The organism is Xanthomonas sacchari, assembly GCF_040529065.1.
GTDB classification, from domain to species: domain Bacteria; phylum Pseudomonadota; class Gammaproteobacteria; order Xanthomonadales; family Xanthomonadaceae; genus Xanthomonas_A; species Xanthomonas_A sacchari.
The window spans coordinates 2,916,345-2,938,576 of the sequence record NZ_CP132343.1 but is presented as its reverse complement, the minus strand read 5'-3'; the positions used below and the strand labels follow the sequence as shown (position 1 = coordinate 2,938,576).

General features: G+C 70.2%; 16 protein-coding genes. 11 read left to right on the top strand and 5 right to left on the bottom strand.

The window, feature by feature from the left end; all coding sequences use genetic code 11:
- Positions 1 to 109 precede the first annotated feature (109 nt).
- Positions 110 to 3,613 (top strand): chromosome segregation protein SMC, encoded by a 3,504-nt coding sequence (gene smc / locus RAB71_RS12295; RefSeq protein ID WP_010342532.1) that lies wholly within the window; start codon positions 110 to 112, stop codon positions 3,611 to 3,613.
- A gap of 111 nt (positions 3,614 to 3,724) precedes the next feature.
- The gene (gene zipA / locus RAB71_RS12290; RefSeq protein WP_010342533.1) at positions 3,725 to 4,462 is read left to right on the top strand and encodes a cell division protein ZipA; all 738 of its coding nucleotides are present in this window, start codon (positions 3,725 to 3,727) and stop codon (positions 4,460 to 4,462) included.
- A gap of 343 nt (positions 4,463 to 4,805) precedes the next feature.
- Here zipA and RAB71_RS12285 read toward each other — a convergent pair whose 3' ends face one another.
- Complete coding sequence (locus RAB71_RS12285) at positions 4,806 to 5,936, bottom strand: pyridoxal phosphate-dependent aminotransferase (protein ID WP_104609488.1); 1,131 nt, start codon at positions 5,934 to 5,936, stop codon at positions 4,806 to 4,808.
- Between the two features lie 424 nt (positions 5,937 to 6,360).
- Here RAB71_RS12285 and ligA point away from each other — a divergent pair, with 424 nt between their 5' ends.
- The 7 genes from ligA (at position 6,361) to RAB71_RS12250 (ending at position 18,103) form a co-directional block, all read left to right on the top strand.
- Positions 6,361 to 8,877, top strand: a complete 2,517-nt coding sequence (gene ligA / locus RAB71_RS12280; protein WP_029562022.1) for an NAD-dependent DNA ligase LigA — start codon at positions 6,361 to 6,363, stop codon at positions 8,875 to 8,877.
- Positions 8,874 to 9,359, top strand: coding sequence for a GNAT family N-acetyltransferase (locus RAB71_RS12275; protein ID WP_010342537.1), 486 nt, complete (start codon positions 8,874 to 8,876; stop codon positions 9,357 to 9,359). Before ligA ends, RAB71_RS12275 begins: the two co-directional genes overlap by 4 nt.
- Positions 9,359 to 10,309: an EF-P lysine aminoacylase EpmA gene (gene epmA / locus RAB71_RS12270; RefSeq protein ID WP_010342538.1), complete on the top strand. Its 951-nt coding sequence runs from the start codon at positions 9,359 to 9,361 to the stop codon at positions 10,307 to 10,309. The genes RAB71_RS12275 and epmA overlap by 1 nt, the downstream gene beginning before the upstream one ends.
- 136 nt (positions 10,310 to 10,445) lie before the next feature.
- Entirely contained in the window at positions 10,446 to 11,153 is a 708-nt protein-coding gene (locus RAB71_RS12265) for a DUF3011 domain-containing protein (protein WP_040901717.1), read from the top strand.
- Positions 11,154 to 11,222: 69 nt separating this feature from the next.
- Positions 11,223 to 12,287: an S-methyl-5-thioribose-1-phosphate isomerase gene (mtnA, locus tag RAB71_RS12260; protein ID WP_010342540.1), complete on the top strand. Its 1,065-nt coding sequence runs from the start codon at positions 11,223 to 11,225 to the stop codon at positions 12,285 to 12,287.
- A 208-nt stretch (positions 12,288 to 12,495) separates the two neighbouring features.
- Positions 12,496 to 15,312 carry a DNA gyrase subunit A gene (gene gyrA, locus RAB71_RS12255; RefSeq protein WP_010342541.1) on the top strand — a complete coding sequence of 939 codons (2,817 nt, stop codon included), beginning with the start codon at positions 12,496 to 12,498 and terminating at the stop codon, positions 15,310 to 15,312.
- Between the two features lie 361 nt (positions 15,313 to 15,673).
- Complete coding sequence (locus RAB71_RS12250) at positions 15,674 to 18,103, top strand: membrane-bound PQQ-dependent dehydrogenase, glucose/quinate/shikimate family (RefSeq protein ID WP_010342542.1); 2,430 nt, start codon at positions 15,674 to 15,676, stop codon at positions 18,101 to 18,103.
- A 221-nt stretch (positions 18,104 to 18,324) separates the two neighbouring features.
- On the opposite strand, the gene RAB71_RS12245 is transcribed toward RAB71_RS12250, so the two are convergent.
- Positions 18,325 to 19,179 carry a hypothetical protein gene (locus tag RAB71_RS12245; protein ID WP_010342543.1) on the bottom strand — a complete coding sequence of 285 codons (855 nt, stop codon included), beginning with the start codon at positions 19,177 to 19,179 and terminating at the stop codon, positions 18,325 to 18,327.
- 160 nt (positions 19,180 to 19,339) lie between these two features.
- Here RAB71_RS12245 and RAB71_RS12240 point away from each other — a divergent pair, with 160 nt between their 5' ends.
- Together RAB71_RS12240 and RAB71_RS12235 are read left to right on the top strand one after the other, a co-directional pair.
- Positions 19,340 to 19,729, top strand: a complete 390-nt coding sequence (locus RAB71_RS12240; protein WP_010342545.1) for a hypothetical protein — start codon at positions 19,340 to 19,342, stop codon at positions 19,727 to 19,729.
- Positions 19,730 to 19,809: 80 nt separating this feature from the next.
- Positions 19,810 to 20,307: a GNAT family N-acetyltransferase gene (locus RAB71_RS12235; RefSeq protein ID WP_010342546.1), complete on the top strand. Its 498-nt coding sequence runs from the start codon at positions 19,810 to 19,812 to the stop codon at positions 20,305 to 20,307.
- 21 nt (positions 20,308 to 20,328) lie between these two features.
- Here the strand turns inward: RAB71_RS12235 and RAB71_RS12230 are convergent, their stop codons facing one another.
- From RAB71_RS12230 to RAB71_RS12220, 3 genes are all read right to left on the bottom strand, one after another.
- Positions 20,329 to 20,955: a TetR/AcrR family transcriptional regulator gene (locus RAB71_RS12230; protein WP_010342547.1), complete on the bottom strand. Its 627-nt coding sequence runs from the start codon at positions 20,953 to 20,955 to the stop codon at positions 20,329 to 20,331.
- Entirely contained in the window at positions 20,955 to 21,212 is a 258-nt protein-coding gene (locus RAB71_RS12225) for an acyl-CoA-binding protein (RefSeq protein ID WP_010342548.1), read from the bottom strand. Before RAB71_RS12225 ends, RAB71_RS12230 begins: the two co-directional genes overlap by 1 nt.
- A 93-nt stretch (positions 21,213 to 21,305) precedes the next feature.
- Positions 21,306 to 22,124 (bottom strand): hypothetical protein, encoded by an 819-nt coding sequence (locus RAB71_RS12220; protein ID WP_010342549.1) that lies wholly within the window; start codon positions 22,122 to 22,124, stop codon positions 21,306 to 21,308.
- Positions 22,125 to 22,232 lie beyond the last annotated feature (108 nt).

Below are 22,232 nucleotides of genomic sequence, written 5' to 3'. Positions count from 1 at the left end.
CCAGCGGTGTAGCCGCATCAATGGGTTGGACGCAGGACCTCACCTGGATCTTCATTAGCGGCAGCGCAGCTCGGAATGCCGGCGGCGTCTGCCATGGATTGCCCGCACCATGCGCCTGTCGACCATCAAGCTGTCCGGCTTCAAGTCCTTCGTCGATCCGACCACGCTGCACCTGCCGACCAACATGACCGGCATCGTCGGTCCGAACGGCTGCGGCAAGTCGAACATCATCGACGCGGTGCGCTGGGTGATGGGCGAAAGTTCGGCCAGCCGGTTGCGCGGCGATTCGCTGACGGACGTGATCTTCTCCGGTTCCTCGGCGCGCAAGCCGGTGTCGCAGGCCACGGTGGAACTGATCTTCGACAACACCGACCACACCATCGCGGGCGAGTACGCCTCGTTCAACGAGATCTCGGTCAAGCGCCAGGTCAGCCGCGACGGCAGCAGCAGCTACTACCTCAACGGCACCAAGTGCCGGCGCCGCGACATCACCGATCTGTTCCTGGGCACCGGCCTGGGCCCGCGCAGCTACTCGATCATCGAGCAGGGCATGATCAGCCAGATCATCGAGGCGCGCCCGGAAGACCTGCGCGTGTACCTGGAAGAGGCCGCCGGCATCTCCAAGTACAAGGAGCGGCGCAAGGAGACCGAGACCCGCATCCGCCATACCCGCGAGAACCTGGAGCGTCTGGGCGATTTGCGCGAGGAGATCGGCAAGCAGCTCGAGCACCTCAAGCGCCAGGCGCGCCAAGCCGAGCAGTACCAGGCGCTGCAGGAAGAACGGCGGATCAAGGACGCGCAGTGGAAGGCGCTGGAATACCGCGGCCTGGACGGGCGCCTGCAGGGCCTGCGCGAGGCGCTGGGCCAGGAAGAGACGCGCCTGCAGCAGCTGATCGCCGAACAGCGCGATGCCGAGGCGCGCATCGAGACCGGCCGCGTGCGCCGCGAGGAGGCCGCCGAGGCGCTCAGCACCGCGCAGGCCGAGGTCTACAAGGTCGGCAGCACCCTGGCCCGGATCGAGCAGCAGATCCAGCACCAGCGCGACCTGTCGCAGCGCCTGCACAAGGCGCGCGACGAGACGCAAACGGCGCTGGCCGAACTTGGCCAGCACATCGGCACCGACGAGGCCAAGCTGGCGCTGCTGCGCGAATCGGTGGACGTTGCCGGCCCGCAGTTGGAGCAGTTGCAGGAAGACAACGAATACAAGCAGGAAGCGCTGCGCGAGGCCGAGGCGCGCCTGGCCGACTGGCAGCAGCGCTGGGAATCGCATCAGCGCAACACCGCCGAAGCCTCGCGTGCCGGCGAAGTGGAGCGCACCCGCGTCGATTACCTGGACCGGCAGTCGCTGGAGGCCGAGCGCCGCCGCGAGGCGCTGCTGGCCGAGCGCGCCGGGCTGGACCTGGACGCGCTGGCCGAGGCGTTCGCGCAACTGGAACTGCAGCACGAGACCCAGCGCGCCGCGCTGGACGGCCTGACCGAGCAGGTCGAGGCGCGCAAGCAGGCGGTGGCGGCGCTGCAGGACCAGCAGCGCACCGCGCAGGCCGAACTGGCCGACGTGCGCAAGCAGGCGCAGGCCGCGCGCGGGCGGCTGTCGTCGCTGGAAACCCTGCAGCAGGCTGCGCTCGGCCAGGAGCAGGGCGCGGCAGTGGCCTGGCTGCAGGCGCGCGGGCTGGATTCGGCGGCGCGCGTCGGCGAACGGCTCAACGTCGAGAGCGGCTGGGAGAACGCCGTCGAAGGCGCGCTCGGGCAGTTGATCGAAGGCGTGCTGGTGGAGGCGCCGGAACAACTGGTCGATGCGCTGGGCGAACTCGGCGAAGGCCGCATCGCCCTGGTCAGCGGCGAGGAGGCGGCCGAGACCTTCGCGCCGACCTCGCTGGCGGCCAAAGTGCAGGGGCCGATCGCGATCCGCCGGCTGCTGGCGCGGCTGCACGCGGCCGAGGACCTGGCTGCCGCGCGGGCGCTGCTGCCGCAGCTGGGCGAGGGCGACTCCATCGTCACCCGCGACGGCGCGCGCCTGGGCCAGGGCTGGTTGCGGGTGTCGCGCTCCGGCGCGGCCAAGCAGGGCGCGCTGCTGCGCGAGCGCGAGATCCAGAGCCTGCGCGGGCAGATCGAGACGCTGCAGGAGCGCGAGGCCGACCTCGAACACCGCCTCGGCGAGATGCGCGCGCAGTTGCTGGCCGGCGAGCAGCAGCGCGAGGACGCGCAGCGGCAGCTGTACCAGGCGCACCGCAGCGCCTCCGAACTGGCCGGACAGTTGCAGAGCCAGCAGGGCAAGGTCGACGCCGCGCGCACCCGCATCGAGCGCATCGAGCTGGAGGTCGCGCAGCTGCTGGAGACCTTGGACAGCAGCCGCGAGCAGGCGCGCGAGGCGCGCTCCAAGCTGGAAGACGCGGTCACCAGCATGGGCGACCTGGAGTCGGTGCGGCACGCGCTGGAAAGCGAACGTCGCCAGCTCACCGAAGCGCGCGACCTGGCCCGCGACGCTGCGCGGCGGGTGCGCGAAGCCTCGCACGCGCTGGCCCTGACCCTGGAGTCGCAGCGCACCCAGATCGCCTCGCTGAGCCAGGCGCTGGAGCGCATGGGCAACCAGCGCGGGCAACTGGACGCGCGCCTGGGCGAGCTCAGCGCGCAGTTGAACGAGGGCGACTCGCCGGTGCTGGCGCTGGAGGCCGAGCACCAGGCTGCGCTCAGCGAGCGCGTGCGCACCGATCGCGCACTCGGCGAGGCGCGCGCGCTGCTGGACGGCATCGACAACGAACTGCGCGCGCTGGAGCAGACCCGCCAGCAGCGCGACGAGCAGGCGCTGGCGCAGCGCGAACGCATCGCCCAGCGCCGGCTCGACCAGCAGGCGCTGGTGCTCAGCGCCGAGCAGCTGTCGGCGGCGGTGGTCAAGGCCGGCTTCGTGCTCGAGGACGTGATCAACGGCCTGCCCGAGCACGCCGACCCGGCCGAGTGGGAGCAGGCAGTGCAGCAGATCGACGCGCGCATGCGCCGGCTGGAGCCGGTCAATCTGGCGGCGATCAGCGAGTACGGCGAGGCCGCGCAGCGCGCCGAGTACCTGGAAGCGCAGGACGTCGACCTCAATACCGCGCTGGAGACCCTGGAAGACGCCATCCGCAAGATCGACCGCGAAACCCGCGGCCGCTTCAAGGACACCTTCGACCGGGTCAACTCCGGCGTGCAGGCGCTGTATCCGCGCCTGTTCGGCGGCGGCCACGCCTACCTGGAACTGACGGGCGAGGACCTGCTGGACACCGGCGTGGCGATCATGGCGCGGCCCCCCGGCAAGCGCGTGTCCAGCATCTCGCTGCTGTCCGGCGGCGAAAAGGCGATGACCGCGGTGGCGCTGGTGTTCGCGATCTTCCAGCTCAACCCGGCACCGTTCTGCCTGCTCGACGAGGTGGACGCGCCGCTGGACGAGGCCAACGTCGGCCGCCTGGCGGCGATGGTCAAGGAAATGAGCGAGAAAGTGCAGTTCCTGTTCGTCAGCCACAACAAGGCGACGATGGAGGCGGCGCACCAGCTCAGCGGCGTCACCATGCGCGAACCGGGCGTCAGCCGCCTGGTCAGCGTGGACCTGGAGGAGGCCGCGCGTTTGGCGGGCGCGGCCTGACGTGACATGCTAAAGGGCGTGATGCGCGTCGAGGCGCTGTCGCTGTAGGGACAGACCTCGTGCGCAAGCAGCTACGTTTCCCCTGTGTACCCTTGCCGGAGTAACCCCTGAATGTCCGACATGGCAATGCTACGCATCGGCATCCTCGCCGCCGGCTTGCTGTTGATTGCGGCGATCTTCCTGTTCGGCCGCCCCAAGAAACCGAGCCAGGGCCGGCGCGTGGAGCCGGCCGATCCGGCCGCGCCGCGCCGCGAACCCTCGCTGGGCGACGCCGCCCCGGCGGTCGGCGATGACGCGCTGGCCGCCGATGGTGTCGACGGCGACGCGCGCCAGCCCGAACTGGGCCTGCCCGCCGCGGAGGCGCCGGGCGCCGAACTCGGCAAGCGCCCGAGCCAGGATTTCGACAAGATCGTCTCGCTGTACGTCGCCGCCCGCGCCGGGCAGGTGCTGCGCGGCGAGGACATCGTGGTGGCGGCGGAGAAGACCGGCCTGACCTTCGGCCACATGAACGTGTTCCACCGCCTGGTCGAGGGGCATCCAGAGCGCGGCCCGATCTTCAGCATGGCCAGCATCATGAAGCCGGGCAGCTTCGACATGGCGCACATCCGCGAGATGGAGACCCCGGCGATCGCCTTCTTCCTGACGTTGCCGGCGCCGATGACCGCGCTCGACGCCTGGGAGAAGATGCTGCCGACCGTGCAGCGCATGGGCGAACTGCTCGACGGCGTGGTCCTGGACGACAGCCGCAACGCCCTGGGCCGCCAGCGCATCGCCCACATCCGCGACGACCTGCGCGCCTACGACCGCCAGCACCAGGCGCCGCCGTTGACGAAAGCACCACGCTGGTAGTTTGGTGCCGGGAATGGGGAAACGGGAATGGGGAATCGTAAAAGCGATTTCCTGGTGCTGATTGCCCCGTGCGTTTTTCCCTTCTCCCACCGGGAGAAGGTGCCACCGAAGGGGGCGGATGAGGGCGCGACCGCCGCCGATGCCAAAGCCCCTAGCTTTGGCTGTTGCGAATTCCCAGTGCCCTTCCCGAATCCCGACTCACCGCCAATCGAGCGTTGGCGCCGAGGCTAGCGAATCGCGAATTCGCAACGTGAATGCCAGGGCAAAACCAGGCACGCCTCAGCCGCACGACAACCCGCTTTTACGATTCCCGATTCTCCATTCCCGATTCCCGGCCCCCAAGCTACTTGCGCGCCTTCCCAAACGCCTCCCGAAACCGCAGCATCTCCGCTTCGGTGCCCACGGTGACGCGCACCAGCTTCGGCCAGATCGGCCAGCTGCGGCCGACGATCACGCCTTGCTTGGCCATCGCCGCGGCGAACGTGGCGCCGTCGCGCTTGACGTCGACCATGAAGCAGTTGGCCTGCGACGGCAGGCACTTGTAGCCCTTGCTCTGCAGCCAGGCGATGGTGGCGTCGCGGATGCGCGCGTTCTCGGCGCGGCGGGTCGGCACCAGTTGCAGGTCCTGCAGGCTGGCGATGCCGGCGGCCAGCGCAGGCACCGACACCGGATTCTCGCCGAACGCGGCCAGCTTGGTCTGCAGCCCCGGCGCGGCCACCGCTAGGCCCAGGCGCAGCCCGGCCATGCCGTACAGCTTGGAGAAGGTGCGCAGCACCAGCAGGTCCTGGCGCTGGCCGATCAGGTCGATCACCGACGGCTCCTCGCTGTAGTGCAGGTAGGCCTCGTCGACCAGCAGCACGCTGGAGGCGGGCTTGTTGGCCAGCAGCCATTCGATGTCGGCGCGCTTGGTGATCGAACCGGTCGGGTTGTTCGGATTGCACAGGTAGATCAGGCCGGCATTCGGGTCGACGCTGGCCATGGTCTTGACGTCGTGCGCGCCGTCGGCGCGCAGCGGCACCCGCCGCACCGGCGCGCCATGCGCGGCGGCCACGTCGGCGACCGCCTCGAAGGTCGGATCGGCCACCACCACGCCAGCGCGCGGCGTGGTGAAGGCGCGCGCGGCCCGCGCCAGCGGCTCGCTGGAGCCGGGATACACCGCCACGTGGTCGGCCGGCAGGCGCTGCTGGCCGACGAAGGCGGCGATCAGTTCGTCCGACAGCTCGAACAGATAGCGCCCGCTGCGCGGCAGGATCGCCTGTGCGGCTGCCAGCGCGGCGGGTGCCGGACCCAGCGGGCATTCGTTGAAGTTGAGGTAGACCGTGCCGGCGGCCGGCGCCACGCCGGGTGTCGCGGCTGCGGCGGCCGCTGCCTTGCGCCGCGCCGCCTCGGCAACGGGGGACAGGCCCACGGCGCCGAGCGCCAGACCGGAGGTGGCCAGGGACAGGAAGGAACGGCGCGAGACCGGTAGCGACACGTGGCTCTCCAGAGCGGGCGGGGGAGGTCACGTTAACGAGGTGTTAATGGCGCGGCAAGGGTGTGAGGGGGCGGGATTCGGGATTTGGGATTTCGGGATGGGCTTGAGGCCGGGATTGGGGATTGGGGATTGGCAAAAGCCGGGGTGGTGACGTCGATGGCGCTGCGCGCCCCGTACCCTCACCCCAACCCCTCTCCCGATGGGAGAGGGGCTTCACAGCTTCTCCCTTCTCCCTTTGGGAGAAGGTGCCCCGAAGGGGCGGATGAGGGTCCGACCGCCGCCGACACCAGAAGTCCGAGCTCGGCTCTTGCGAATCCCCAATCCCCAATCCCCAATCCCGGCCGTCCGGCCGTCAAGCCGACTCCCCAATCCCCGCCTTCCAGCTACTATCGCCCCCTCTCCGTTACCCGCCTTTCCGCTGCGCATGACCGTCACTCCCGATCCCCAGCAGCGTGTCGCCGACTTGCGTCAGCGCATCGACGACGCCAACCATCGCTACTACGTGCTCGACGACGCGTCGATTCCCGATGCCGAGTACGACGCGCTGATGCGCGAGTTGGAGGCGCTGGAAGCCGCGCACCCGGAGCTGGCCAGCGCGGATTCGCCGACGCGCAAGGTCGGCGCGCGGCCGGACGGCGGCTTTCCCGAGGTGCGCCACGCGATCCCGATGCTCTCGCTGGCCAATGCCTTCGAAACCCCGGGCGTGGCCGAGGACGCCGACGACCGCACGCGCTTCGCCGAGGTCGCCGATTTCGAGCGCCGTATCGAGCGCGAACTCGAACTGGCCGCGCCGGTGTTCTCGGTGGAGCCGAAACTCGATGGCCTGGCGATCAGCCTGCGCTACGAGGACGGCGTGTTCGTGCAGGGCGCCACCCGCGGCGACGGCAGCACCGGCGAGGACGTCACCGCCAACCTGCGCCAGGTACGTTCGGTGCCGCTGAAGCTGCGCGACCTCGGCGTGCCGCCGCCGGCGGTGCTGGAAGTGCGCGGCGAGATCTACATGCCGCGCGCCGCCTTCGCCGCGTGGAACGCGCAGGCGCTGGAGCGCAACGAGAAGCTGCTGGCCAATCCGCGCAACGGCGCCGCCGGCTCGCTGCGCCAGCTTGATCCGGCGGTGACCCGGCGCCGGCCGCTGGCATTCTTCGCCTACTCGGTGGGCGAGGTGCGCGGCCTGGAACTGCCCGAAACCCATTCGCAGACCCTGCAACTGCTGCGCGACTACGGCTTCCCCGTCGCTCCGGAGGCGGACACCGCCACCGGCTTCGACGGCCTGATCGCCTATTTCCGCCGCATCGGCGCCGCCCGCGACACCTTGCCGTACGACATCGACGGCGTGGTCTACAAGCTCGACGACTACGACCAGCAACAGGCCATGGGCTTCGTTTCGCGTGCGCCGCGCTGGGCGCTGGCGCACAAGTTCCCGGCGCAGGAACAATCCACCGTGCTGCGCGCGATCGAAGTGCAGATCGGCCGCACCGGCGCGGTCACCCCGGTGGCGCGGCTGGAGCCGGTGCAGGTCGCCGGAGTCACCGTCACCAACGCCACCTTGCACAACGCCGACCAGATCGCGCGGCTGGATGTGCGCGAGGGCGACACCGTGATCGTGCGCCGCGCCGGCGACGTGATCCCGGAAGTGGTGCGGGTGATCGAGGAACGGCGTCCGCCGGGGACCGCGCCGTGGACGATGCCGGCGACCTGCCCGGTGTGTGGCTCCGAGCTGGTCAAGGAAGAGGACGCGGTGGCCTGGCGCTGCAGCGGCGGCCTGGCCTGTGCGGCGCAGCGCAAGGAGGCCGTGCGGCACTTCGCCTCGCGCCGCGCCATGGACATCGAAGGCCTGGGCGAGCGCCAGGCCGATGCCCTGGTCGAGTTCGGCTTCGTGCAGTCGCTCGCCGACCTGTACGCCTTGAGCGTGGAGGATCTGGTACGGATGAAGACCGCGCTGGACGCGGTCACCGCCGCCGACCTGCTGCAGGCGCTGGAGGACAGCAAGGGCGCGTTGGCGCTGGATGCGGCCGGCCGCGCCGCACTCGAGGACGCGGCCATGCCGTGGCGGCGCGCCGACTTCCTGCGCGCGCATCTCACGGTGGACCTGGGCGGCAAGCTGGCGAGCAAGTGGGCGGAAAACCTGGTCGCCGGCATCGACGCCAGCCGCGCCACCACGCTGCCGCGCTTCCTGTTCGCGCTGGGCATTCCGCACCTGGGCGAGACCACGGCCAAGGCGCTTGCCTACTGGCTGGGCTCGCTGGCATTCGTGCGCAGCACCCCCGCGGTGCTGCTGCAGGCCTTGCCGGACATCGGCGGCGAGGTGGCGCGCTCGATCGCCACGTTCTTCGAGCAGCCCGGCAACGCCGCGGTGGTCGATGCGCTGATCGCCGCCGGCATTCGCTTTTCCGACGAGGGCGCACCGCCTGCGGAACTGCGCGAGCGCCTGGACCTGGCGCATCTGCTCGGCACGCTGCCGGTGGACAAGCTCGGCGGCAAGAGCGCGCAGCGCCTGGCCGCCACCTACGGCACGTTGCACGCGTTGCTGGGCGCCAACGAAAGCGGCTGGACCGGCGCCGGCCTGTCCACGGCCGGCGCCGCCAACCTGGCCGCGTACCTGGCCGATCCGCTGCAGAAGCAGGCGCTCCTGGATGCCGAGGCGGCGATGCAACGCCTGCTCGACGCCGCTCCGGCGCAGACCCGGCGCCGCGCCGGCCCGCTGGACGGGCAGACCGCGGTGCTGACCGGCACGCTGACCGCGCTGACCCGCGACGAGGCCAAGGCACGCCTGGAGGCGCTGGGTGCCAAGGTGGCCGGCAGCGTGTCGAAGAAGACCGCGTTCGTGGTCGCCGGCGAGGCCGCCGGTTCCAAGCTCGACAAGGCGCAGGAGCTGGGCGTGGCGGTGTGGGACGAGGCGCAGTTGCTGGCGTTCCTGCAAGCGCAGGAGCAGGGCGCATGAGTGCGCCCGGCACGCTGCAGGACGAGCTGCGCTGGCGCACCGCCGGTGTGGCCGACCAGCCGGCCCTGCTGGCGATGCTGCAGGCGTTCTACGCCGAGGACGGCATCGCGTTCGACGCCGAGCGGGTGACGCGTGGCCTGCAGGCGCTGCTGGCGCAGCCGGCGCTGGGCGAGGCGCTGCTGTGGCTGGCGCCGGACGACGCGGTCGTCGGCTATGCGCTGGTCACCGCGTGCTTCAGCGTCGAACTTGGCGGGCGCTATCTGCTGCTCGACGAGCTGTATCTGGGTCCGGCCGCGCGCGGTCGCGGCTGGGGACGGCGCGCGGTGGAGCTGGTCGAGGCACGCGCCCGCGCGCTGGGCGTGGATGTGCTGCGGATGGAGGTCAACCACCACAACGCCGCCGCCAAGCGCCTGTACCTGGGCCTGGGCTACCGCGACGACGCGCGCGACCAACTGAGCCGCCGGCTCGACATGGCGCCCTGATGGACCTGCTGTCCGTCCTGCAGTTGCGCGCCCGGCTCAACGCCGCCATCCGCAGCTTCTTCGCCGCGCGCGGCGTGCTGGAAGTGGAAACCCCGATGCTGTCGGCGGCCGGCAACACCGAGCCGAACATCGACAGCTTCCAGACCCGCTTCAGCGGCCATGTCGACGCCGGTCCGGCGCTGCGCTGGCTGCGCACCTCGCCGGAGTATCCGCTGAAGCGGCTGCTCGCCGCGGGCATCGGCGACTGCTACGAACTGGGGCGGGTGTTCCGCAACGGCGAGGCCGGCGGCCGCCACAATCCCGAGTTCACCATGCTCGAGTGGTACCGGGTCGGCTGGGATCACCGGCAACTGATCGAGGAGACCGTGGAGCTGGTGCGCACGGCGCTGGCGCTGGTCGGGCGCAGCGCCACGCTGCAGGTGCTCAGCTACCGCGACCTGTTCCTGCAGGGGCTGGGCCTGGATCCATTCACTGCGCCGTTGGAGGCGCTGCAGCAGCCGCTACGCGAGATCCGCATCGATGCCGACGGCCTGGGCCGCGACGACTGGCTGGATCTGCTGATGACCCATCGCCTGCAGCCGGCGTTCCCGGTCGACCGCCTCACCGTGGTCCACGACTGGCCGGCCAGCCAGTGCGCGCTGGCGCGCGTGCGCGACGGCGACCCGCCGGTGGCCGAGCGCTTCGAGCTGTACCTGGGCAGCTATGAACTGGCCAACGGCTACCACGAGCTCAACGATGCCGCCGAGCAGCGCCGGCGTTTCCTGCGCGACCACGCGCTGCGCCAGGCGCGCGGCGCGGTGCTGCCGCCGCTGGACGAACGCCTGCTGCAGGCGCTACCTGCCTTGCCCGATTGCGCGGGCGTGGCGGTTGGCGTGGACCGGCTGCTGATGGCGATGCGCGGCACCGCGCAGATCGGCGACGTGCTCGCCTACGATTTCGCGCATGCCTGAACCGGCCGTCACGTGTTTTCGCGGCGCCTTGTTGCGTTGTCCACACCGATGATGGTTTGATCGGGCACGGCATGCGCACGCCGCGCGCCAGCAGGTCTTCGTTGTTCAGGTTCTAGGCATAGGGGCAGAGCCAAGCATGAAGTGGGCGTACGGGCTCGGTGGCTGGTGTTGGCTGGGGTTGGCGGCAAGCGTGTGGCCAACGCCGTCGCCGGCGCAGGACACCGATGCGTACGATGCCGCGGTGGTCCGCTGCGAGTCGCGCGACATGACCTGGGTGCACTGTCCGATGTCCACCGACCAGGGCGTGCAACTGGTGCGGCAACTCTCCGACAACGACTGCATCCGCGGCAGCGAGTGGGGGTCTGACGCCACCGGCGTGTGGGTCACCCTCGGTTGTCGTGCCGAATTCCGTCCCAATCCGGTGGAAGCGCCGCGCAGCGCGATGCGCCGCGTGTTGCGCTGCGAGTCCGATGGTCGCCTGGAGAGTTGCCCGGTGATGCTGCGCGGGGCGCCGGTGCGGTTGATGCGGCAGTTGTCGTCGGTGCCGTGCCGCGAGGAGCGCAGCTGGGGCGTGCGCCGCAACGAGATTTGGGTCGCGCGCGGCTGCCGCGGCGAGTTCGAGATCGGCGCCGCCGACGGCTCCGGGTTTCCCGCCGGCCCACGGCCGGTGTTGTGCGAATCCAAGGGCAAGGCGCGGCGCCGCTGTGGCGTCAGTGTCCAGGACCATGTGCAACTGCGCCGGCAGTTGTCCGGCGCGCCTTGCGTGCAGAACGACAGCTGGGGCTGGGACCGCGACGGCATCTGGGTCGACAAGGGCTGTCGCGCCGAGTTCAGCGTCAACTGAGCGCTGGCACGGCGCTGCGACGCCGCGCGACGTCCTCAATCCGCAATCGCCGGCGTTTACAATGGGGCGATGAACGCCGCCCTCGATATTGATTACGCCCGCTACGACCATATCCGCCCGATCCTGTGGACCGGCGATGCGCTGGAACTGCTGGACCAGCGCAAGCTGCCGTTCGCGGTGGAACACGTGCGCTGCAGCGACAGCGACCAGGTCGCCGCGGCGATCCACGCCCTGGCCGTGCGTGGCGCGCCCGCGATCGGCATCGCCGCCGGCTGGGGCACCGTGCTGGCCGCACGCGAGGTGCAGGCCGAAGACGGCGCCGAGGCGCTGCTGAAGCTGGAGCCGGCCTTGCAGCGGCTCAATGCCGCGCGGCCGACCGCGGTCAACCTGGCCTGGGCGCTGGCGCGCATGCGCACGGCGCTTGGCGCGGCCGGCAGCGACTGGCGCTCGGTGCTGGAGCGCGAGGCGCAGGCGATCGCCGAAGAGGATCTGGCCGCCAACCGGCACATGGGCGCGCTCGGCGCCGGCCTGATCGCGCCCGGCAGCGGCGTGCTGACCCATTGCAACACCGGCTCGCTGGCCACCGCCGGCTTCGGCACCGCGTTGGGTGTGATCCGTGCCGGCGTCGCCCAGCAGCGCATCGCCAAGGTGTTCGCCGGCGAGACCCGGCCCTGGCTGCAGGGCGCGCGGCTGACCGTGTGGGAACTGCAGCAGGATGGCATCGATGCCACCCTGATCGCCGATTCGGCCGCCTCGCACCTGATGAAGACCGGCGCGGTGCAGTGGGTGATCGTCGGCGCCGACCGCATCTGCGCCAACGGCGACACCGCCAACAAGATCGGCACCTACCAGCTGGCGATCGCCGCGCGCCACCATGGCGTCAGGTTCATGGTGGTGGCGCCGTCGTCCACGGTGGACATGGACACAGCCGACGGCGCGCAGATCGAGATCGAGCAGCGCGATCCGGGCGAGCTGTTCGGCGTCGGCGGCACCCGCACCGTGGCCGACGGCATCGCCGCCTGGAATCCGGTATTCGACGTGACCCCAGCGGACCTGATCGATGCCATCGTCACCGAGCGCGGGGTCATCGAGCGCCCGGACCTGCCGCGCATGCGCGCCGCCTTCGGCGGCTGACCCGGGACACTGCGGCGGCGCCCGGCGGGCGCCGCCGAAGGCGCGCAAGTGCTTGTTCGCGCCGGCAAAACCGGGCAATCGGGCGCCCGTCATGATAGAATCCGGCGGTTCGATCGACCGCCGTGCGCCCTAGGCGTGCGGCCGCGGCGGGCCCGCCTGTCGCGGGCCGGCGTCGTGGTCGATCCGCCACCAGACTTACGGAACCCGAATGGCAGAATCCGCCAAGGAAATCATCCAGGTCAACCTGGAAGACGAGATGCGCAAGAGCTACCTCGATTACGCCATGAGCGTGATCGTGGGGCGTGCCCTCCCGGATGCGCGCGACGGCCTCAAGCCGGTGCATCGCCGCGTGTTGTTCGCGATGAACGAGTTGGGCGCGCACAGCAACAAGCCCTACTACAAGTCGGCGCGTATCGTCGGCGACGTCATCGGTAAGTACCACCCGCACGGCGACCAGTCGGTGTACGACACCCTGGTGCGCATGGCGCAGCCGTTCTCGCTGCGCTACATGATGGTGGACGGGCAGGGCAACTTCGGCTCGGTCGACGGCGATTCCGCGGCGGCGATGCGTTACACCGAGGCGCGCATGTCGCGGCTCGCGCACGAGATGATGGCCGACATCGACAAGGAAACCGTCGATTTCCAGCCCAACTACGACGAGAAGGAACAGGAACCGTCGGTGATGCCGACGCGCTTCCCGAGCCTGCTGGTCAACGGCTCGGCCGGCATCGCGGTGGGCATGGCCACCAACATTCCGCCGCACAACCTGACCGAGTCGATCAATGCCTGCCTGGCGCTGATCGACAACCCGCAGATCGACGTCGACGGGCTGATGGAACACATCCCCGGCCCGGATTTCCCGACCGCGGGCATCGTCAACGGCACCACCGGCATCGTCGCCGGCTACCGCACCGGCCGCGGCCGCGTGCGCATGCGCGCCAAGGCCGAGATCGAGATCCAGGACAACGGCCGCGAAGCGATCGTGGTCACCGAGATTCCGTACCAGGTCAACAAGGCGCGGCTGATCGAGAAGATCGCCGAGCTGGTCAAGGAAAAGAAGCTCGAGGGCATCAGCGAGCTGCGCGACGAGTCCGACAAGGACGGCATGCGCATCTACATCGAGGTCAAGCGCGGCGAAGCCGCCGACGTGGTGCTGAACAACCTGTACCAGCAGACCCAGATGGAGTCGGTGTTCGGCATCAACATGGTGGCGCTGGTCGACGGCCGCCCGCAGCTGCTGAACCTCAAGCAGATGCTGGAGGCGTTCGTCCGCCACCGTCGCGAAGTGGTCACTCGCCGCACCATCTTCGAACTGCGCAAGGCGCGCGCGCGTGCGCACATTCTGGAAGGCCTGACCGTCGCGCTCGCCAACATCGACGAGATGATCGAGCTGATCAAGACCTCGGCGAACCCGAACGAAGCGCGCGAGCGCATGCTGGCCAAGACCTGGCAGCCGGGCCTGGTCGGCGCGCTGCTCAATGCGGCCGGCGCCGAGGCCTCGCGCCCGGAAGACCTGCCCAGCGGCGTCGGTCTGGTCGGCGGCGGCTACCAGCTGACCGAAGTGCAGGCCACGCAGATCCTGGAAATGCGCCTGCACCGCCTGACCGGCCTGGAGCAGGAGCGCCTGACCGAGGAATACAAGCAGCTGCTGGAGGCCATCGCCGGGCTGATCCGCATCCTGGAAAACCCGGACGTGCTGCTGCAGGTGATCCGCGAGGAACTGGTCAACATCCGCGAGGAATACGGCGACGCGCGCCGCACCGAGATCCGCCACAGCGAAGAGGACCTGGACATCCTCGACCTGATCGCGCCGGAAGACGTGGTGGTGACCCTGTCGCATGCCGGCTACGCCAAGCGCCAGCCGGTCAGCGCCTACCGCGCGCAGCGTCGTGGCGGCCGCGGCCGCAGCGCGGCGGCGACCAAGGAAGAGGATTTCATCGACCAGCTGTGGCTGGTCAACACCCACGACACGCTGCTGACCTTCACCAGCAGCGGCAAGGTGTTCTGGCTGCCGGTGCACCAGTTGCCGGAGGCCGGGCCGAATGCGCGCGGCCGCCCGATCGTCAACTGGATTCCGCTGGAGAACGGCGAGCGCGTGCAGGCGGTGCTGCCGGTGCGCGAGTACGCCGAAGGCCGCTACGTGTTCTTCGCCACCCGCAACGGCATGGTCAAGAAGACCCCGCTGAGCGAGTTCGCGTTCCAGCGCAAGATCGGCAAGATCGCGATCAATCTGGACGAGGGCGACGCGCTGGTCGGCGTGGCGCTCACCGACGGCGAGCGCGACGTGCTGCTGTTCGCCTCCAACGGCAAGACCGTGCGCTTCTCCGAACGGCCCAAGGACGACGAGACCGATGATGCGGCCGTCGACGAGGCCGCTGCCGACGACGGCGCCGTCGCCGACGACGAGGCCGGTGGCGAGGAGGGCGACGACGCCCGCGGCGCGCGGCGCAAGAGCCGTGGCGGGGTCAAGCCGACCGGACGCAGCAGCCGCGGCGTGCGCGGCATCCGCCTGGCCAAGAGCGAGTACGTGGTCAGCCTGATCGTGGCCGAGCCGGCGGTGGGTCAGGACGAGGACGCCGAGGACGTCGACGCCGCGGCCGACACCGAGGTCGAGGCCGAGGCGCGCAACGGCGACGAGGCCGATGCCTACATCCTAACCGCGACCGAGAACGGCTACGGCAAGCGCACCCCGCTGGGCGAGTATCCGCGCAAGGGCCGCGGCACCCAGGGCGTCATCGGCATCCAGACCAGCGAGCGCAACGGCAAGCTGGTCGGTGCGGTGCTGCTGAGCACCCGCGACGAAGTGCTGCTGATCTCCGACGGCGGCACCCTGGTGCGGACCCGCGCCTCGGAAATCTCCCGCGTCGGCCGCAACACCCAGGGCGTGACCCTGATCCGCCTGTCCAAGGGCGAGAAGCTGCAGGCGGTGGAACGCCTGGACGGCTCGCTGGTCGAGGAAGACGGGTTGCCGGGCGAGGAGGGCGCCGCCGAAGGCGCTGGCGAGGCAGCACCGCCGCAGGCGTGATCCACGCCTGAGCGAACGACGACGCCGGCCTCGTGCCGGCGTCGTCGTTTTTGGAGTGGCCACCATGACGATGCTAGCGACCTGCTGCGCGTGCACGCTGGCGGCGCCACGACAGTCATGCGTTCTGCCGCCGCGCCACATCGCCTGTCTCAATGTCCTCGGGCAATCGCTGCTCTCCACTGCACATGCTGTGTGATGCCCAGGTCGGCGCCGGATCACGAAGACCGCAAGATTGCGTGTCACTGTGTGTCGCCCGGAAACGCGTGATGTTCACTTGCAGCCTGGGATAAACGCGAGGCGGCGCGCACGCGCCGCTGCCACGGCGGATGTTCCGCGTGGCCGTGTCCTGCGAGGAGTGGCAATGAACGAATTCGAACGAACCGAGCGTCGTGGCGGCTGGCCGCTGCGGTTGCTCGGCGGTGTCTGCGCGCTGATCGGCGCAGTGCTGACGATTGGCGGCGCCTGGCTGCTGGCGTTGGGCGGCTCCTGGTACTACCTGGTCGCCGGCCTCGGCCTGGCGATCTCCGGCGTGCAGCTGTGGCGCGCGCGGCGCAGCGGCGCGCTGTGGTTCGCCGCGACCTTCCTGCTGTCGCTGCTGTGGGCGGCATGGGAGTCGGGCACCGATTATTGGCGCTGGGTGCCGCGCATGGGCCTGATGGTGTTCCTGGCGCTGTTGCTGGCGTTGCTGCTGCCGCGGCTGGACCGGCCGTTCTCGCGCACGCTGTCGCGCACGCTCGCCGCGGTGCTGGCACTGGTGTTCGTCGGCGCGTTCGCGCTGGCGTTCCTGCCGTACGGCGTGACCGAGGCCGACGGCACGCTGGCGCATGCGGCCGGCATGGCCGCGGCGCTGGCGACCCCGCGCACCGGCGCGCAGCCTGCCGACGCGCCTGCCGATGCCGACTGGGCCGCCTACGGCCGCGACAACGCCGGCAGCCGCTATACGCCGCTGCGGCAGATCGCCCCGGACAACGTGGCGCAGTTGCGTACCGCCTGGACCTTCCGCACCGGCGACCTGCCGGACAAGCGCTGGGGCGCGGAAACCACGCCGCTGAAGATCGGCGACAGCCTGTACCTGTGCAGCGCACGCAACCAGATGATCGCGCTGGATGCGCGCAGCGGCCGCGAACGCTGGCGCTACGATCCCAAGGTGGCGGACAAGGCGATCCCGTATACCGCCGCCTGCCGCGGCGTCAGCTATTACGCGGTGCCCGACGCCCAGGCCTCGGCGTCCACGGCTTGCCGCCAGCGCATCATCGAAGGCACTTTGGACGGGCGCCTGATCGCGGTCGATGCGGCCGACGGCAAGCCCTGCGAAGACTTCGGCCAGCACGGCCAGGTCGACATCACCGCCGGCATGGGCTCCACGCCGCCGGGCTACGTCTCGATCAATTCGCCGCCGACCATCGTGCGCGGGGTCGTCGTCACCGGCCACCAGGTGCTGGACGGACAAAAGCGTTACGAGCCGTCCGGCGTGATCCAGGGCTTCGATGCGGTGACCGGTGCGCTGCGCTGGGCCTGGGACATGACCCATCCGGACTGGACCGGCGCGCCGCCGCCGGGGCAGACCTGGACCCGTGGTACGCCCAACATGTGGACCAGCGCGGCCGGCGATGAGCAACTCGGCTACGTGTACCTGCCGATGGGCAATTCCTCGGCCGACTACTGGAGCAGTTCGCGCACTCCGCAGGAAGACCGCTATGCGACCTCGCTGGTCGCGCTGGACGTCACCACCGGCAAGCCGGTGTGGAATTTCCAGACCACTCACATCGACGTGTGGGACTACGACCTGGGGTCGCAACCGACATTGCTGGATTTCCCGCACGACGGCACCACCGTGCCGGCGGTGCTGCTGCCGAGCAAGCAGGGCGAGCTGTACGTGCTCGACCGGCGCACCGGCACGCCGCTGGTCGGGGTCGAGGAACGCGCGGTGCCGGGCGGCGGTGTGGAGCCGCAGCGCCGCGCCAAGACCCAGCCGTTCTCGCTGTACCACACGCTGCGCAAGCGCGACCTGACCGAGCGCGACATGTGGGGCATGACCCCGATCGACCAACTGGTGTGCCGCATCCAGTTCCGCAGTGCCAGCTACAAGGGCATCTACACGCCGCCGGAAGCCGACCGCCATTCGATCGAGTACCCCGGTTACAACGGCGGCTCGGACTGGGGCAGCGTGGCGGTGGATCCGCGGCGGGGTGTGATCGTCGCCAACTACAACGACATGCCCAACTACAACCTGCTGGTGCCGCGGGCCAAGGCCGACAAGATGGGCTGGGCGCCGCGCGACCAGGTGCGCGGCGACAGCGGCGGCGCCGAGGGCGCCGGCGATCCGCAGGCCGGCACGCCGTACGCGATCAACGTCAACGCCGGCTGGCGCCTGCCGTTCACCGGGCTGCTGTGCAAGCAGCCGCCGTACGGCGGCATCCGTGCGATCGATTTGGCCAGCGGCAAAACGCTGTGGGACCGTCCGTTCGGCAGTGCGCGCGGCAACGGCCCGTTCGGCATCCACTCCGGATTGCCGATCGAGATCGGCACGCGCAACAACGGCGGCGCCGTGGTCAGCGCCAGCGGGCTGATCTTCATCGCCGCGGCCACAGACGACATGATCCGCGCGATCGACCTGGCCAGCGGCAAGACCCTGTGGCAGGCCAAGCTGCCCGCCGGTGGCCAGGCCACGCCGATGGTGTACGCGGTCGACGGGCGCGAGTACCTGGTCATCGTCGCTGCCGGCCATCACTTCATGGAGACCAAGCGCGGCGACTACGTGATCGCCTATGCGCTGCCGCCGGCAAACTGATGCGGGCTGCCGCTGCGAGGTCGCGATGCGGCGTAGCGGCGGCGGGGCGTGGCGGAGGCGGTGTCGCCGCTCACGCCCATCGCGTTGCGTGCGTCCAACCACGGGTGTGCGATGCGTCGTAGGAGCGGCTTCAGCCGCGACAGGCATTCCCGTGAAGGCTTGTCGCGGCTGAAGCCGCTCCTACGGGGTAGGGGTGAGATACCCTCAGCTTGCGACGGCGCCTACTCCAACTGATCCCGGGCGAACGCCGCGTCCAGGGCTTCCATCGCATCGCGCGGCTTGAGCTTGGCGGCTTTCTCGAAGGCCGCGGCGGCAGCGTCCTCGCGCTTGTCCCCATGCAGCAACAGCAGCACGTTGGCGTGTTCGACGTGGGCGATCGGGGCGTCCGGCACCAGTTTCAGCGCCTGCTGGATGTGCTGTTCGGCGGTGGCCGCCTTGGCCCCGTAGGTGAGGCCGCCGATCATTGCGCCGACCTTGCCGATGATCTCGGCGTGGTACAGCGCCAGCGCCATGTGCGCCTCGGCATGCTTGGGCTCCAGTTCCAGCGCCGCTTCCAGCGACGTGCGCACCTTGCTGGCGATGCCCTGCTTGAGCGCCTTGACGATGCTCAATCCCTGACTGTAGCGGCCCAGCGCGAAGGCGTGGCGGTAGTGGCTGTTGGCCTCATCCGGCAGCGTCGCGATCGCCGCTTCGGCCAGTGCCGCGGCCTGCTGCAGCCGCTGCAACTGCTCTTTTTCGTCATCGACCAGATAGCCGGCGTGGATGCCGATCGCCTTGACCGCGACCGAGGCACCGAACACGCCCAGCGCCTTGCCGGCCTCGTAGGCCTGCTGGAACTGCCCATGGTGGAAGGCCCGCCAGGCCTCGATCAACGCGGCCGAGAGGGTCTGCGCGTCGTGCCCCTTGCCGGCCTTGCCGGCGGCATCCAGCAGCGCCTGCGCGCGCGCCGGGTCCGGATAGGGTTCGCGGTCGCCGGCGTGCAGCTTGGGCCAGGCTTTCTTCAGCGCATCGCCGGCATAGGCGTAGGCCTTGGCGTCGTACGGAAACGGCGCCCAGGCGCCCGATTTTGCTGCCATGCGGATCTCCCTGTGCGGCGCCGGGCCACGGCGTCCGCGCCGAGCATGGCGCGGGCGCCGGCGCGTGGCAAGGGTGGTCGTGGATAGTGTGTTTGCTCAAGCCGCCGGCGCCAGCATGGCACGCATCGGGGCCACTGCCGGCCCTTCTGGAGATCGTGCGATGGCGACCAAGAAGCGTTCCACTTCCGCGCTGCGGCCGGATCGGCTGAACCCGCGGCACCTGTGGCTGGCCGGGCTGGGCGTGGTCGCGCTGACCCGCAAGCGCGCGCTGGCGGCCGCCGCCGATGCCGCGCAGGGCGCGGCGACGCTCAAGGCGCTGGCCACGCAACTGGCCGACGAGGCCGAGAGCAGCGTGCGCGAGGGCGCCGCGGCGCTGCGTGGCCAGGTGCAGCCGCTGAGCGCCGAGGTCGAGGCGCGCCTGCAGCCGGTGCTGGTCAAGCTGGGCTTGCAGGTGCGTCCGCAGCCGCGCAAGCGGGCCGCCGCCAGCAAGCGCGGCGGCAAGACGGCCGCAGCCAAGCGTGCGCCAGGCAAGCGCCGCACGCACGTCTGACGCGGCGCGGCCACACCCACGGTGCAGGGCCGCGCTCGGGCATACTCGCCGCTCGCTCTATGAACCGAGATGCCCACGCCATGCAGATCCGGACTGCGACGCTCGACGACGCCGAGGCAATGGTCGCGGTGCAGAACGCGATCTTCGCCGCCGGCCTGCGCAAGGCACCGACCGATCCGGCGACGGTGCGCGCGACCTATCTGCAGCATCCCGATCGCTTGCAGTGCGTGCTGGCGGAGGCGTCCGACGGGCGCGTCCTCGGTTTCCAGTCGCTGCGCATCGCACGTCCCGGCAATGCCTACGACGTCGCCGAGGGCTGGGGCATCATCGGTACCCATGTCGACCCGCGCGCGGCGCGCCGTGGCGTCGGCAGCGCGCTGTTCCGGGCCACCTGCGCGGCGGCGCGCAGCGCCGGGTTGACCAGGATCGACGCCAGCATCGCCGCCGACAATGCACTCGGGCAGGCGTACTACGAGGCGATCGGCTTTCGCACCTACCGCACGCCGCCGGGCCTGGTGTGCAAGGTCTACGTGCTCGACGGCGCAGCCGCCGACACCGCCACCGGGGCAAGCGCCTGACGCTGCGCAGGGCTGGGTGCATCAATCCAGGTAGGCGTCCATCAGTGCGGCTAGGTGCGCGCGTTCGGCCTCGCGCAGAAACGGGGCGATCAATTGCATCACCTGCACGATGCCGTGGCGGATCGCCACTTGCTCGTCCTTCTCGCCGCGCGCGGCCGCGTAGTTGAGCCAGAACGTGGCCACCACCAGCACGTTGGTGGCCACGCCGCTTCTTTCCTGGGCGCTGGCGCGCATTGTCCCGGTCTGCGCCAGGCCCTCGAACACCGCCTGCACGCTGGCGTCGGCGCGGCGCAGGATGCGCGCGAAGCGCAGGCGCAGGCGCCGGCTGCGGCTGAGGATCTCGACCAGGTCGCGGTACAGGAAGCGGTAGTCCCAGATGCACTCGAACACCAGGTGCAACTGCAGCCAGATGTCCTCCAGCCCCGGCAGGCGCGCGCTCGGCAGCGCCAGCGCCGCGTCCATGCGCTCCTCGTAGCGCGCGAACAGGTGCTCGATGATGTCGTCCTTGTTGCGGAAGTGGTAGTACAGGTTGCCGGGGCTGATCTCCAGCTCATCGGCGATGTGGTTGGTGGTGACGTGCGGCTCGCCCTGCGCGTTGAACATCGCCAGGGCGGTCTCGAGGATGCGCCGCCGGGTGTCGCGGGCCATCAGGCCAGCAGCTTCTTCACCAGGTCCACGTACTTCTTCTGCGCGTCGGCTTGCGGCATGCCCTTGAGCTTGGCCCAGGCCTCGTACTTGGCGGTGCCGACGAAGTCGAAGAAGCCCGGCTTGGCGCCGCTGACGTCGCCCTCCGAGCCTTGCTTGTACAGCGCATAGAGCCGCAACAGCGTGTCGTTGTCGGGGCGCTCGGCCCGTTGCTTGATGTCCTGGACCGCTTTCTCGAAGGCCGCCTTGCTGTCTGCCATGATCCCGCTCCGCCCTGACCGGCAGGCATCACAGCACGGGCGCGGGGCCGGGTCAACGCGGGGCGCGGCAGTCGGCCGGCGCGGATGGCGCCGTCACAGCATCGACAGTGCGTCGGCCTGGCGGCTGTCGGCGATGCGTTCGTGCGCATGCGCGGCCTGTTCGTGCGCGGCCTGCGCCTGCCGCGCCAGCGAGGCCTTGGCCGCGATGGAACGGATCGCATCGGTGACCTCGGCCAGCGGCACCTGGGTGCTCAGCCGCTGGAAGGTGTCGCGGCTGTTGTAGCCGGAACCGTCGCGCAGGTACTGCTCGTACATGGTCAGCAGCTCGGTGCAGGCGGCGGTGAGGGTTTCCATGTTGTTGCGGGCCAGGGCGTGGCCGACCTGGTCCAGGTTGTGCAGGCAGTCGGACAGCCAGTGCAGGTCGTAGCGCGCGCTGGCCGGCTCCGGGCCGTTGTGGCCGCGGCTGTAGGCGCTGTAGCGGCGGATGCTGCGCGCCACCCGCGCGACGTGCGCGAGCAGGGTGCCGACCTCGTCGGCGATGTCGATCTGCGCCAGGGCGATGGTCGAGGGCGGCGCGGCCGGGGTCGGCGCAGGCGCCGCCCTCGTTGCGGCCGGCGAAGGCGCATTGGCGGGCGCGGCGGTGGCGGACGCCGCTGCCGCGGGCGCCGCCTCGTATTCGAGGGTTGCGCGCAGGCGCTCGTGGTCCTGGCGCAGCGTTTCCAGTTCCTGCGCGCTGGCGGCGGCCTGCGCCTTCAGTTGGCTCAGCGCCGCCTGATACCGCGCGATGGTCTCCTTCGCAGTCGCGTCGCGCCGATAGGCGTGCCCCAGACGCTGGAACAAGCCATGCGCGAACGCTGTGGCAACGGCAGCCCACAGCGCCACGGCAGGAGTGAGGTAGATCAGGATGCCCATGCAGGCTCCTTGAAACGATGCATCCCTTGTCGGCGTGCGTCGGCCGATCTTGAGGGTGCATCGTGCGAGCGGTGACGCAGTTCCGGTTTGGCGCCTCGCGGGCCGCTC